This window comes from Guptibacillus sedimenti, from assembly GCF_028610665.1.
GTDB classification, from domain to species: domain Bacteria; phylum Bacillota; class Bacilli; order Bacillales; family Guptibacillaceae; genus Guptibacillus; species Guptibacillus sedimenti.
In genome coordinates this window covers 1386550-1400758 of the sequence record NZ_JAQQWV010000001.1, presented here as the reverse complement: position 1 = coordinate 1400758, position 14209 = coordinate 1386550, and the positions used below count along the sequence as shown (strand labels likewise).

The window sequence follows — 14209 nt, the reverse complement described above, 5'->3', positions numbered from 1 at the left end:
CACCAACAGATTCTATAGTTTCGACAAATAAAAATAATCTCCTTCATAGTTCGACAATATTTTTATTAGTTCTTCCCGAAATTGAACTCGATCATCACTGGTAAACTTTCTTGGACCTTTTGTATGCTTACCAGCTCTTCTACTTTTAGATGCCAGGTACCGCGTATGTAAAAGAGTCGATATGTTCTCTTCTGTATATTGTTTCCCTCTTGGTGAAAGAACAAAAACACCTTTTGGAAGGAGCAAACTTGCAAGACCATAGTCTTGGGTCACAGCAATATCGCCTTTTTTGGCATGGCGATGAATATAGAGATCCGCTTCTTCCTTTTCAGAGTCTACCATAACCCACTTCGCCTCACTGAACGTTGTGCTCATATGGGCATAAGAAGCGACAAAAATCGTTTCTACTTCTGATAGAGCTTTCTGAAAAGACATAATTTCTTCTTTAATTAGAACAGGACATGCATCTGCATCGACAAAAAGCGTCAGTTTCTTTTTCGTCATAATTCTCTATTCTACATCTCCCTGAGTTATCCTTCTTTTGATATTTATGTTTTAACTTTCAGAATTTTAGATCGCACTATTTCAGATAACTACTATATTCTTCTGAAAGCCTTCTTTAATGATTATAGACAAATTTTATTGACAATATTTGATTATATACTAAAAATATTAAATTGAACAGATGAAAACGATAAAAAAACGCCATCATCGAGAACATTTTTGTCTCGAAAATGGTGTTTTCTTGTTATGCTTTTATTAAGATGTATGCTTCCCTTTATAAAGGCTTAAAATTAAATTAGCTGTTTCCTCTACTGCTCGATTTGAAACATCAATAACTTGGCAGTTCATCTTATTAATAATCGTATCGAAATATTCCAGTTCATCTTTGATTCTTGTCATATTAGCATAGCTTGCTTCAGCATTTAATCCAAGCGCAATTAGTCGCTCTTTACGAATGTTATTTAACTTCTCAGGACTTATTTTTAGAGCATAGCATTTTCCTTCTGCCACATTAAATAATTCATCAGGCGGATCGACTTCAGGGACTATCGGAACATTGGCTACCTTCAACCTCTTGTGTGCTAAATACTGTGATAAAGGGGTTTTAGAAGTTCTAGAAACACCGACAAGCACAATATCCGCAAGAGCAATCCCACGTGGATCTCTCCCATCATCATACTTCACCGCAAATTCTATTGCCTCTACTCGACGAAAATAGTCTTCGTCAAGTTTATGTACAAGTCCAGGCTCATTTCGTGGTTCTTTCCCTATTACTGCTTGCATATGGTCAATCATTGGACCAATAATATCAATAGCCTGAATATTTTCTTTTGATGCGACTTCAAGTAGGAAATTTCTTAACTCAGGAACTACGAGAGTAAAAGCGACAATCGCTTTTGTTTCTTTGGCAAGAGTCATCACTTCGTGAATTGTCGCTGTATCTTCTACATAAGGAACTCTTCGGACATCAAAATCGGTCGGGTCAAATTGACTTGCCGCTGCCTTTACAACAAGTTCCGCTGTTTCGCCTACCGAATCAGAAATCACATACACAATAGCACGATTCGTTGAATTCGTCATATAAACCTCCTAAGCTAAATAATTTCGTCTTTGGCAAGATCTACTAGTGCTCGCGTTACATTTGTCTTGGTTATCCTTCCAATAACCTCAATACCATTCTCTACTTCTTTTACAATGGGCAATGCATCAATCTGCTTTTCAATTAACTGATTCGCTACTTCGATTAAGAGATCATCTCTCTGACATACAGTAATATTCGGCATTCTCGTCATAATAATTGTGACGGGTATACTTTCAAGATCTTGTTTACCAAGTGCAGCTCTTAATAGATCTTTTCTAGATAATACACCAACAAGATGTGCCAATTCATTCACTACAAACAATGTGCCGACATCTTCTAGGAACATGGAACATATCGCATCATAGACACTTGCGTTTTCTTGTACGACGACGGGAATTGATTTGTAGTCATCAACTTTAATTTTTCTTATTTTCTCAGTAAGGAGCTGTGAACCAGTTTTACCTGTATAAAAATACCCGACTCTCGGCCTCGCGTCAAGATACCCTGCCATTGTTAAAATGGCTAGATCTGGTCTAAGCGTAGCTCTAGTTAAACTGAGCTTCTCTGCAATGTGTTCCCCTGTAATCGGTCCTTCATTTTTCACGATCTGAAGGATGGTTTCCTGCCTATTGTTTAATTGGATAAGAATCACCACCTTTAATAAGGTTATACTTTATTTTCATTATTATATACGATTATACCATTTTAACGAAAGTACTCCGCATTGTTTTGTGAAAACCATCTGTAAAATACTTTATTAAAAATAAAAAACCTCCGGATTACATTCCGCAGGCTAATCTAATTACTCAAGTTTAAACCGGTCCAACTGATCCAAAAAACGTTTTGATTTTAAATAAAGGCCGGAATAGGCCTCAAAATAAAGATTAAGAATTTGTCTAATCTCTTTTTTCGTTTCTTTTTTTAATGAAATACTTCCCAATCTTCCCAAATCAATATGTGCAAATAAATGTAGAAGTTCTCCCGTCCGCTTCATGATTGGAATATTATAGGGATCTACTGAAAGACACCGATGACATAGTAATCCACCTTCATTAATAGAGAAATGAAACTTACCTTCAGAAAGACCACAGTTTGCACAACGATCTAGTTGTGGTGTAATTCCCGCAACGCGAAGCATTTTAAGCTCAAAAATAAATAAAATAACTTCAGGGTCTTTTTCTTCATTCAACGCATGAAGAACCTGATAAAGCATTTCAAATAAATAGGGATTGGGTTTTCTCTCTTCTGTTAATTTATCAACTAACTCTGCTGCATATGCTGCATAAGAAGTAAGAAACAAATCATTTCTTATAGAGCGAAACGAATCAATTATTTCTCCCTGATTCAATCCCCCAAGACCCGAGGTATGCTGATAAAGGTACTGTCCATAGACAAAAAGTTGTGAAACAGCAGAAAGACGGCTTTTAGGTTTTTTTGCGCCTCTTGCCATGACGCCAACCTTACCCGTCTCTCTCGAATAAATCGTCAGTATTTTATTTGTTTCACCATAGTCCACGGTTCGAATCACAATTCCTTCAACCTTTTTTAACAAGAACTTTCACCAACCGTTTCCTGTTGCAATTCCAAAAGGTCAAGAGAGACGAGGCACTTCTTCCATCTCGGCGAGAGAATCATTGTCTTCATCATTCGGTATTTCCATTTCCTTCAAAAGAAGATAAGTATCAATGTTTCCTGTTTCACAAAATATTTTCCAGGTAAACTCTAACACTTTAGATCCCACCTTTCATTTTGTAAAAAGTTTATCTCTTACCTCTAGCTTGACCTTACATAAGTCGGTTTATGTGATGGAATATTTAACAAAATTTCACTTAATAGTCATCTTCTCGATAACCATAATCACGTAACGATGAAGGTTTATTACGCCAATCCTTCACAACTTTCACCCAGATTTCCATAAATACACGGGAACCTAGAAGAGCTTCAATATCTTGACGAGCTCGTTTCCCAACTTCTTTTAGCATCTTTCCTTGCTTTCCAATAATGATGCCCTTCTGAGAAGAACGTTCAACAACCACCGTTACGTGAATATCAATAACATCAGATCCTTCACGTTTTACCATTTGCTCGGTTACTACCGTAACAGAGTGAGGAATTTCTTCTCTCGTTAAATGAAGAACTTTCTCCCTCACAAGCTCAGCTACAATAAAGCGTTCAGGGTGATCGGTAACGTGATCACTTGGGTAATACTGTGGCCCTTCTTCAAGGTAGTCAACAACTTGCTCAAGGAGAGTGTTAACGTTATTTCCCTGCAATGCAGAGATTGGAACAATTTCAGCAAAAGAATATTTATCTTTATAAAAATTAATCATAGGGAATAGCTGTTCTGGATGAACCTGGTCAATTTTGTTGATCACAAGAAAGACTGGGCTTTCTACATTTTGCAAACGATCTATAATGTACTGATCACCAGCACCATAACCTTCTTCTGCATTAATCACAAATAAAATTAAATCAACTTCATTTAATGAACTCTGAGCCATTTTGATCATAAAATCGCCAAGTTTATGTTTAGGCTTATGAATACCTGGGGTATCAATGAAAACAACCTGAGCATCATCTCTTGAATAGACACCCTGTACCTTATTCCGGGTGGTTTGTGCTTTATCACTCATAATCGCAATTTTTTGTCCAATAACTTCGTTTAACAATGTCGATTTCCCTACATTGGGTCTACCGACGATTGATACAAATCCTGACTTAAACACTTCTTTACTCATTCAAATCCTCCGGTGAAAATGCGCCAGGAAGTAATTCGCTGACGGTTAATTCCTGTATTTTTCCATCTAAGTTAGTTAAAATCACTTGCATTTCTGGGTCACATAGTTCTGAGATCACTTGTCTACATGCACCACAAGGTGGGACAGGACGCTTTGTATCAGCTACAACTGCAATGGCTTTATATGATTTATGGCCTTCTGAGTAGGCTTTAAATAAAGCCGTACGCTCTGCACAATTACACATACTATAAGCAGCATTTTCAATATTACATCCGCCAAATACCGTACCATCTTCAGAAAGCAATGCCGCACCTACTTTAAACTTTGAGTAGGGCACATAGGCCATCTCTCTTGCTTTTTTTGCTTCCTCAATCAACATTTGCTTTTCCATTATAATTCCTCCTTATGACTGAAACAACTGAGCAATCGGTTCAAAAAAGAGAAGGACACCGATTATAACTGAAATAACTGCAAAAAGAAAGACTGCTGCAGCTGACACATCCTTTGCTACCTTTGCTATAGGATGTTCTTCTTCCGTAATTAAGTCAATTGTTCTTTCAATGCCTGTATTTAGTGCTTCCAAACTTAGCATGATACCGATTACAGTTAGCAACAAACACATTTTAATTACTGATAACCCCAACACTAACCCAGCTATTACGACCACAAAACCTGCTAGGAGATGGAAGAGAAAGTTTTGTTCATTTTTGATTAAGTAACGAAAACCTTGCGATGCATATAGAAAACTTCGCAAAAACCGCACAAGCCTTGAACGCTTATCTTGTGAGGCCATATTGCTCTAAAAGCACTTTTTGTTTACCGAACATTTCTTTCTCATCTTCGTCTGTCATATGGTCATAACCGAGTAAATGAAGGAAACCATGAACACATAAAAAACCCAGTTCACGTTCAAAGCTATGTCCATAATCAGCTGCCTGCTCTTGTATTTTCGGGACCGAAATGACAATTTCTCCAAGCAAGTGCGGTATTTGTTCATCAAATACGATCGGATCATCACCCTCTTCTTCGTCATCAAGAGCAAAGGAAATAACATCAGTAGGCTGATCTTTGCCGCGATAATCTCGATTAATCTCCGTGATACGCTCATTATTTACAAACATAATGGACACTTCGCTCCCAGCTTCAACCCCTTCTTCTTTTGCTGCATGGCTCAATAATTTTTCAAGCATTTCAAGTTGATCTTGTTTTAATGTTTCAGTTTCATCAATAAAATCAATTGTTAGATTCATGAAGTCACCTTCTTTTTTATTTCTGTTGGATACTCAATTCGACTGTGAAAAATACCGTTCAACGTTTCTAGAATCGTTCTTGCAACGATGTCAAGCTCTTTTAGTGATAAATCACATTCGTCAAATTGACCATCTTCTAGTCTTTCAGTAATGATTTTTCTTACAAGCGATTCAATCGTTGTTGGATTTGGTTTCGTCATCGATCTTACCGCCGCTTCAATGCAATCCGCAATTCCGACAACTGCCGCTTCCTTTGTCTGTGCTTTTGGCCCAGGGTATCGAAATTCCATTTCGGAAACCGTCTGATCCGTCTGTTCACTTGCTTTGTAATAAAAATATTTCAATAATGTCGTACCATGATGTTGTTCAGCAATATCCACAATTTCTTTTGGCAATCGATGCTTTCTTAACATCTCAGCTCCATCAGATGCATGTGATACAATAATCGTTTTACTTAGGTGAGGCGAAATCTTATCATGCGGATTTTCCATATTCATTTGATTTTCAATAAAGAAGTGGGGGCGTTTTGTTTTTCCGATATCATGATAATAAGCGCCTACTCGAGCAAGAAGGCCATTTGCCTCAATTGATTCACAAGCTGCTTCTGACAAATTTGCAACCATCACACTATGATGGTAAGTTCCGGGCGTTTCCACGAGTATTTTTCTTAACAAGGGGTGATTTGGATTTGATAGTTCAATTAACCTTGTAGTCGAAATAATGCGAAATCCAGCTTCAAAAAACGGCATCAATCCCAGAGTTAACATGGAAGATAAGAAACCAGACAAAAAGGCAAAGACAAAATGATAGCCAAGTTCAATACCACCATATTGGCCATTCTTTAACATTAATAATATAGCCACAGCTACTATGTTTATTAGTGAAACAAGCAATCCCGCTGTTAAAATGTTTGAACGATGATTTCTCTTTCCGAGAAAAAACACTCCTGATAGCGAACTCATTAAAACGTAAAATCCAAGCGAAGCATTCATTGGCCCAGTAATTTCTCCGTTAAAGAAAACACCAGCACAAACGCCAAAAAGTAAACTTGAAGCAATTGCTAATTGTTCGTTAAAAAGCATCTTTATTAACATGGACCCTACTGCTGCTGGAACGATATAAGCAATCCCAGGAACTTCTATCCCTTGTAATAAGCTTGATAGCTTAAGGACTAGAAGGGTGCTAAGATAAATAAGCACTAGAATAAAGAGGTTTGTATTTGAAGTACGAACTCTTGATTTGACGTCTTGAAAGAAATAATATAAATATCCTGTAAGTAACATCACAAGAAGAGCAAGTCCTACATACGGAACAGCATCAAAGCCTTCATCAAGTAAACCAGCTAGTCTAAGCTGCTCCATGACTTCTCGGTTAATCATGGCGCCTTCTTCCACAATGATTTGTCCTTCACGTATCATTACTGGCTGGACAGCTTCAATTGCTTCTTGACGACTTTGTTCCGTTTGTTCTGGATCAAGAAAGTAATTTGGTACAATACTTTGCTGTGCTACTGTAATCATTGCTTTCTTCTGGTCAGTAGGGAGCGAAGTAAGAGATAATCGGTCTTCAACATCTGATTTAGATTGCTCTAAATTATCAATTGATACACGATCAGTCATAACTTCCATTACCTCAGATAACGTTAGTTCTTTTATTAAACTAATTTGAGAAGGCTCCGCTTCAATTAACGGCTTTAATGTATCATCTGTAAGCTCATCAGACATTGAGACTGAAATAATTGATTGAAGATCTGATATTTTTTCTTGAGTCGTTTTTTCCTCGGGTTCATTCTTATTCACTTTATCTATCCCAGAAAACAAATCATTTAACTTATCAAACTGGGACTGTGAAACCTCATCACGGTAAACATATTTCGCATCAATTTGAGCGGCTTTTGATCGCTCGTCTTCCGTAGCGGTTTTATTTTCTATCGTAATTGGTGAAGCAATATCATGATCCGCTCTTGAATATAGCGTAATATCCAGGGACTCTGGCATAACATTTGACAACATCGTTAAGTACATAATGAGTGCCACTAGTCCATAAAGCGACCATTTTATCATTTTAATTTGTTCGATATTACGGAGATTATTTTGCAACAAATGCTTAATCTTCGCAATCATAGCTTCCTTCACCTCATAAGTTCTGGCCTCTACTACTCTTCTTCATATTTTATCAGAATTCCCTCATTAATGGACCATAATCTTATAATATGTTCACGTCTTGATGCGCCTTCTCTCTTCCTATCCTTCTTCCACTAGTACGACTCTCCAACTAGTTTGATTAACGATAGAGTTCTGGAAAGTTGAGGGATAAGGCTCAAAAAAGGCCCGTTTTCAAACGGACCTTTTAAGCTTATTTTGTTTCGTGTTCATATGCATCAATAATACGTTGAACTAACGGGTGGCGGACAACATCTGTCTGCTGAAGATAAATAAACGACACATCTTTTACTCGTTTAAGAATTTTTTCTGCGGCCGCTAAGCCTGATTCTTTTCCCTTAGGAAGATCGATCTGTGTGATATCACCAGTGATTACCATTTTTGAACCAAAACCTAACCGAGTCAAGAACATCTTCATTTGTTGAGATGTTGTATTTTGTGCTTCATCCAAAATTACATAACTATCGTCAAGGGTTCGCCCTCGCATATAGGCAAGCGGAGCGATCTCAATCGTACCTCTTTCAATCAGTCGAGTCGTTTGTTCAACCCCTAGAACATCATGAAGAGCATCATATAGGGGACGTAAATAAGGATCTACTTTTTCCTTCAAATCTCCTGGAAGGAAGCCTAAGCTTTCTCCAGCTTCAACTGCTGGACGAGTCAGAACAATCTTCTTCACTTGATTGTATTTAAGTGCAGTTACCGCCATAACAACGGCAAGATACGTTTTTCCAGTTCCAGCTGGCCCTATACCGAACACCAGGTCAGTCTTTTTCATCGCCGATACGTAATGGCGTTGACCAAGTGTTTTCACTTTAATTGGCTTTCCCTTTGCATTCGTGGTAATTTCCTCTTGATACAGTTCCAGAAGCTGATCAAGCATTCCTTGCTGCACTAATTGACACGCATAAACAACGTCTCTTCCAGAGATACTTGCGCCTCGTTTGATGAGGATGTGAAGGGTATGCACAACTTCTTTTACCATCGTGATGCTTTCTTCATCCCCTCTCACAGATATACCTTCTCCTCGAGTAACAAGTGACACTTTAAGGGCTTCCTCAATTATCTTTAAATGCTCATCACCAGGGCCGAATAAGCTTTGAGCTTCATTAGAATTTTCTAGCTGTAATGTAAGATCAACATAAGATTCTGCCAATAGACCTCAATCTCCTTGAATAATCGGTATGTCTTTCCCAATCTCTTCTATTATTTCATAGTGTATCTTTACGTTTACTTTACCATTCTCTACCTCATGGTGTAAAATTTTTTCCTCTTTAATTTCTGCTTTTTCTGATGTTTTACTTATTATGTCTTCTCTACTTACTTGACTAGCTGCCTGAAGCGCTTCCTTTTCTGTATACTCTCTCGTTACTTCTTTGGTTTCTAGAAGCTCTTTTGTTTGAAACGATAAAGGAATTTCCCATTTTAAAAAGCGTAAATTTGTTTCACTTATCATCGTCTCATAACGAGAAAACTCCGGCTTTGAAAATCCCCATATTGGAAGATGAAAACCAAAAAAACCTACCGAATATTTCGTTTCTCTTTCACCAGTATTCGTTTCAAAAGTTGATTTTAAAGGGATAGATACATTCGTTACATACCACGTTTTTCCATAAACTTCCCCTCTCGCTGGGACAAGTTCACTTTTTTCTTCTTTTCCAATAAATCCCGAAATGAGGAGCTGACCTGGTTTAACATAATCGTTTTCTTTTACCTGAACCTGTCCTTCTTCAACATATATTTTTGTAATAATGGCTTTTTTATCAGCTACGATGTGCCTTGCATTTAAAGCAGGTTGTTTTTCAGGCAACTGTTTTTGAACGACTTCAAAGTGATACGTGGAACCACTTCTTTTAACACCGACCCAGGTAATTTCTTCAAGACTTTCTGTCATTTCTTGCTGTAGCTCCTGATTGGATGGTAACTGAAATATGAATGCACCTTTTTTCACTCCGAGTTCTTCGGCTACTTGCTTTAATTTATGCTCGACTTCAGGTGTTGCGCCATTCACAGTGATTGACCATACCATATTCGATAAAATTAGAATGAGTAGAATGCAACTTATAATGCCACTCAGAAACCCTCTAGAGTAGACTATTTTTTTTAAGATAAAAGGAAATCCTTTCCTTTCATTAATGCGTATTTTACATCTTGTCCTCTTTAAATGCGGCCTAATACGTTTAATATCGGTAGTGTAGAGCGATAACAGAATCGTTTCATTATCCACACGAGAGATGTCCCAAATTGGAATGTTGTACTCGATACAACGATTAATAAAAAGTTCCGTATAGGACCCAATCACTTTAATTCGCACATATCCAGAAAAAAGTTCTTTAATGTATTCCTTCATAATACCCTCCCGTATCGTCAGCCCGAGAATTATTCAAGGCTTTTATCAGTTTTGGGGTTTATCAAGATAGGAAACATGTTCAATTTTGCCTTCCAGTAAAATTTCCTCAGGAAGGATTGTTTTCAACATAAAATCCTCTCCTTTTATTACCAATTGACCATTTTTAAGAAGTAGTCGGACTTCCTCATTAGAGAATTTGAGAACACCTTGATGATTCTCTATGTAAATATGCAGCTGTCCAACCATCGTGATCCGCGGCAAATCCATGACCGCATCTGCTGGAAGCTCTAATCTTCTCGTTAACCAACTTTTTAGATTGTGCTTCCACTTTGCCATGGATACTCCCCCTCTCCACTCATCTTTATGAGAGAAAACATAAAACTATCCCACTTACATGCGATAATAGCTCCTGTTACCATCTTATGCAGTTGACATTTAAATCATTGCAACCCATAAAAAAAAGACGCCATATGGCATCTTTTTTACCTGTTTTTTTGTTTCACGGCCACCATTGAAGGATGGGGTTTTCTTGATCGCGGGGGTCCAAGAATTTCTGCCCATATAATGCCGTTTCGAACATTTGACTTGCTAATAGAGAGACTCTTATCTTTGATATATGGCGCTGATTTCACATTTTTTTGTACTTTCAACTCATTCTGTGAACCGTAATTCTCACGTTTTGCCATACGTCCTAAAGCTTCCTTGTAAGCACTAACCGTATCAGATTGAGAAGCATCTTCCTCTATTTCACTTGCTTCCATAGAACCACCTGAACGTGGGTTACTTTGTTCTCTTTGTGGCCGCTTTTGAGTCGGATTGGCTTTTTGTTTTTCTTCCTCGCCGCCCATACGCTTGAAGAAGCTAATAATACCACCAATTGCAATAATAACAAAAACGATATTGTTTAATAGCAGTTCAATAAGATTATCCACGACGATCACCTCCAACAAAGGATTGAGGGAATAGCTTAGCGATCATCCTCATCTTCTTCCTGATTTGGTTTACCGATCATGTCTCTCATGTCAGTATCTGCTTCAATGTTCTTTAGATTCATATAATCCATGACACCAATGTTACCAGAACGTAGCGCTTCAGCCATAGCCATTGGTACTTCAGCCTCTGCTTCAACTACTTTCGCACGCATTTCTTCTACGCGAGCCCGCATCTCTTGCTCTTGCGCAACTGCCATTGCACGACGTTCTTCAGCTTTTGCCTGAGCAATGTTCTTATCTGCCTCAGCCTGATCTGTTTGAAGCACCGCACCAATATTTTTACCAATATCAATATCCGCAATATCAATGGAAAGAATCTCGAAAGCTGTTCCAGCGTCCAGTCCTTTTGATAACACAGTATGAGAAATCATATCCGGATTTTCAAGAACCTTTTTGTGGTTTTCAGATGAACCAATTGTACTGACAATGCCCTCACCTACACGAGCAATGACGGTGTCTTCACCAGCTCCACCTACGAGACGATCGATGTTTGCACGTACAGTAATTCTTGCTTTTGCTTTTACTTCAATGCCATCCATCGCAACACCTGCAATAAATGGCGTCTCGATTACTTTAGGATTAACACTCATCTGAACAGCATCTAAAACATCTCGACCGGCAAGGTCAATGGCTGCACAGCGTTCAAAACTAAGCTCAATATTAGCTCGGTGTGCGGCAATAAGCGCATTAACGACTCGGTCTACATTACCACCAGCAAGGTAATGACTTTCCAGTTGATTTGTGTTTAATTCAAGACCCGCTTTGACCGCTTTAATTAGCGGGTTAATAACACGGGATGGGATTACGCGACGAAGCCTCATTCCTACAAGATTGAATATACTCACGCGAACTCCTGCTGCTAGTGCTGAGATCCACAGCATCACAGGTACAAACGTAAAGAGTATTGCTAAACCGATAATGACTAACCCTACAATAACTAATAATCCTAACGTGCTAGTGTCCATCATTTTCCTCCCTATTATTCCTTATTTACTTGCTCTTACAACGACTCTTGAACCATTCGTTTTTACAATTTTCACTTCTGTGCCAGCAGGTAAAAAGCCCCCCTCTGTCACAACATCCATGCGCTCATCTCCAAAGTCAGCAATACCCGATGGCCTTAGCGGTGTAACGGCTTTTCCCTCCATACCTATCAACTCATTTCGAGTGGCATTAGACACATAACCTAACTCAGTTTTTGTTGAATCGGAGAGAATGATTTTCTTAAAGAATCCTCGATATCCAAAGATTCGAATGAAGAGGTAGGAACCACCAATTGTAACCGCGATAGCAATCAGGACCGCTAACAGAACGTATTGCATGGATTGTCCTGAAGCCAAAATAATACTCGCAACAATCCCAACAGCACCTAGAACCCCAAATATTCCAAAACCAGGAATAAACACCTCCACCAAAATGAGAACAACTCCTACAATCAATAGTAGTAGTGATTCCCAACCAGCAAAGCCTGCAATCATATGACCAAAGAAAAACAGAAGTAACGCACCGGCACCCATAAAGCCTGGTACCCCAAATCCAGGAGAATACAATTCCAATACAAGGCCCAGACTTCCAATTGATAATAAAATCGGAATAATGATTGGGTTTGTAACAAAGCGAGCAATTCTTTCTGCAATACTCACTTCAGCATCACTAATTTTAGCTTCTTCAAGATTTAGGATATTAAGTAACTCAGTTCGATCCTCAGCCGTTCCTTCAGCATACCCAACCTCTACCGCTTCCTGATCACTTAGTGTAAGGAGCTCCCCTTTTGGAGCGTTATAATCCGGGAGGTCAACATCTGGATCCGCCATAGCTAAAGCGTATTTTGGATCCCGCTCATTTAGCTCTGCTGCAGACTTCATTGCGGCGTGCCAAAAAGATTCTGCTTTTTTGCCAGCTGCATTTCCTGACTGGTCAATGATAGCGGCTGATCCCATTAAAGCCCCAGGCTCCATAATAATTTGATCGGCATTCAAAGCGATGTAAGCGCCCGCTGAAAGAGCACGGTTGGAAACATAGGCAGTGATCGGAACGTCAGATGCTTTGATGATTTTTGCAATATTATCTGCTGCATTTACTGCTCCACCAGGCGTATTAATTTCTAATACAATATGATCAGCGCCTTGATCCTCCGCATCCTGAATCGATCGCTTTAGAAAAGCTTCCAATCCACGTTCCACTTCTTGTTCAACAGGAATAAATGTAACGAGATCGCCCTCGCCTTTACTTAACACCAAATTTCCTGCAAACGGAAGAATAACCATCATCATGAAACAAACAGATACAAAGAAACGCGTTGTATTTTTTCTGATTGTGACCCCTCCCTCCAGCTACATAAGTATACGAATAAGGTCATCAAGAAGTTTCATTTTTATGTAGATAATACTAATTTTAGTATGACAAATAAAGAAACTATTTACTAGCTTAAAATGATGAACTGAAAATCCCCTTAACTTGTTTATATATTATCATTGTAAAAAAATTGTATGTATAGAAAAACACGCTCTGTTTTGTACAGAGCGTGTTTGCGCTTCATCATATTTATCCAACGCTTAAGGCAAAGTTTGACTGTTTCTTTTTCGTATGAAGAAAGAAGAAATCAACTTCACCTTAAGGTCTGATTGTTTCAACTAGTCACCTTGAGGAAATGAGTGATCTCCTAAGTTGAAAGTATCACTTTATGATAAGTTCTTTTGTACAAGACGATTAACAAGTCCGCCGTCCGCTTTGCCCTTTACACGAGGCATAAGCGCCCCCATTACCTTACCCATTTCTTTCTTTGAAGAAGCACCCGTTTCAGAAATAACTTCCTGAACAATTTGTTCTACTTCTTCTTCAGAGAGTTGTTTCGGCAGGTAGACAGATAAGATCGACAGCTCTTCATCGAGATTCTGTACAAGATCACTTCGGCCAGCTTTTTCAAATTCAAGGAGGGAGTCTTTGCGTTGCTTGACTTCGCGAGTGAGAACGGTAAGTTCTTCCTCTTCAGTTAAGTCATGACCCAATTTAATGGATTCATTCTGAATTGAAGATTTAACCATCCGAATAACAGATAGTTTGTTTTTTTCTTTGTTCTTCATCGCTACTTTCATATCTGCTGTTAAACGGTCATTTAGACTCACTGACCTA

The 14209-nt window shown here is 38.5% G+C and carries 17 protein-coding genes; all 17 read right to left on the bottom strand.

Annotation, left to right across the window (positions count from 1 at the left end):
- Positions 1–12 precede the first annotated feature (12 nt).
- Positions 13–504 (bottom strand): YaiI/YqxD family protein, encoded by a 492-nt coding sequence (locus tag PQ578_RS06855; protein WP_273832717.1) that lies wholly within the window; start codon positions 502–504, stop codon positions 13–15.
- Between the two features lie 255 nt (positions 505–759).
- Entirely contained in the window at positions 760–1584 is an 825-nt protein-coding gene (locus tag PQ578_RS06850; protein ID WP_159783261.1) for a pyruvate, water dikinase regulatory protein, read from the bottom strand.
- 14 nt (positions 1585–1598) lie between these two features.
- Complete coding sequence (gene ccpN, locus PQ578_RS06845) at positions 1599–2240, bottom strand: transcriptional regulator CcpN (RefSeq protein WP_098444283.1); 642 nt, start codon at positions 2238–2240, stop codon at positions 1599–1601.
- A gap of 147 nt (positions 2241–2387) precedes the next feature.
- The gene (gene recO / locus PQ578_RS06840; RefSeq protein WP_273832716.1) at positions 2388–3137 is read right to left on the bottom strand and encodes a DNA repair protein RecO; all 750 of its coding nucleotides are present in this window, start codon (positions 3135–3137) and stop codon (positions 2388–2390) included.
- A 39-nt stretch (positions 3138–3176) separates the two neighbouring features.
- Positions 3177–3314 carry a YqzL family protein gene (locus PQ578_RS06835; protein WP_159783265.1) on the bottom strand — a complete coding sequence of 46 codons (138 nt, stop codon included), beginning with the start codon at positions 3312–3314 and terminating at the stop codon, positions 3177–3179.
- A gap of 100 nt (positions 3315–3414) precedes the next feature.
- Positions 3415–4323: a GTPase Era gene (gene era / locus PQ578_RS06830; protein ID WP_098444286.1), complete on the bottom strand. Its 909-nt coding sequence runs from the start codon at positions 4321–4323 to the stop codon at positions 3415–3417.
- Positions 4316–4714 (bottom strand): cytidine deaminase, encoded by a 399-nt coding sequence (locus PQ578_RS06825; protein ID WP_159783267.1) that lies wholly within the window; start codon positions 4712–4714, stop codon positions 4316–4318. Before PQ578_RS06825 ends, era begins: the two co-directional genes overlap by 8 nt.
- Positions 4715–4726: 12 nt before the next feature.
- Entirely contained in the window at positions 4727–5116 is a 390-nt protein-coding gene (locus PQ578_RS06820) for a diacylglycerol kinase family protein (protein WP_273832715.1), read from the bottom strand.
- Positions 5100–5573, bottom strand: coding sequence for an rRNA maturation RNase YbeY (gene ybeY / locus PQ578_RS06815; RefSeq protein WP_273832714.1), 474 nt, complete (start codon positions 5571–5573; stop codon positions 5100–5102). The genes PQ578_RS06820 and ybeY overlap by 17 nt, the downstream gene beginning before the upstream one ends.
- Positions 5570–7696 carry an HD family phosphohydrolase gene (locus PQ578_RS06810; protein WP_273832713.1) on the bottom strand — a complete coding sequence of 709 codons (2127 nt, stop codon included), beginning with the start codon at positions 7694–7696 and terminating at the stop codon, positions 5570–5572. Before PQ578_RS06810 ends, ybeY begins: the two co-directional genes overlap by 4 nt.
- 232 nt (positions 7697–7928) lie before the next feature.
- On the bottom strand, positions 7929–8891 hold the full coding sequence (locus PQ578_RS06805) for a PhoH family protein (RefSeq protein WP_273832712.1): 963 nt from the start codon (positions 8889–8891) through the stop codon (positions 7929–7931).
- A gap of 6 nt (positions 8892–8897) precedes the next feature.
- Positions 8898–10085 carry a sporulation protein YqfD gene (gene yqfD / locus PQ578_RS06800; protein ID WP_273832711.1) on the bottom strand — a complete coding sequence of 396 codons (1188 nt, stop codon included), beginning with the start codon at positions 10083–10085 and terminating at the stop codon, positions 8898–8900.
- A gap of 45 nt (positions 10086–10130) precedes the next feature.
- A complete protein-coding gene (gene yqfC, locus PQ578_RS06795) occupies positions 10131–10421 on the bottom strand; it encodes a sporulation protein YqfC (protein ID WP_098444293.1) in 291 nt (96 codons plus the stop codon).
- A 146-nt stretch (positions 10422–10567) separates the two neighbouring features.
- Positions 10568–11017, bottom strand: coding sequence for a YqfB family membrane protein (locus tag PQ578_RS06790; protein WP_273832710.1), 450 nt, complete (start codon positions 11015–11017; stop codon positions 10568–10570).
- Positions 11018–11052: 35 nt separating this feature from the next.
- Positions 11053–12042, bottom strand: a complete 990-nt coding sequence (gene floA / locus PQ578_RS06785) for a flotillin-like protein FloA (protein ID WP_098444295.1) — start codon at positions 12040–12042, stop codon at positions 11053–11055.
- Positions 12043–12063: 21 nt separating this feature from the next.
- Entirely contained in the window at positions 12064–13350 is a 1287-nt protein-coding gene (locus tag PQ578_RS06780) for an NfeD family protein (protein WP_420541519.1), read from the bottom strand.
- 408 nt (positions 13351–13758) lie between these two features.
- Positions 13759–14202: a GatB/YqeY domain-containing protein gene (locus PQ578_RS06775; RefSeq protein ID WP_159783285.1), complete on the bottom strand. Its 444-nt coding sequence runs from the start codon at positions 14200–14202 to the stop codon at positions 13759–13761.
- Positions 14203–14209 lie beyond the last annotated feature (7 nt).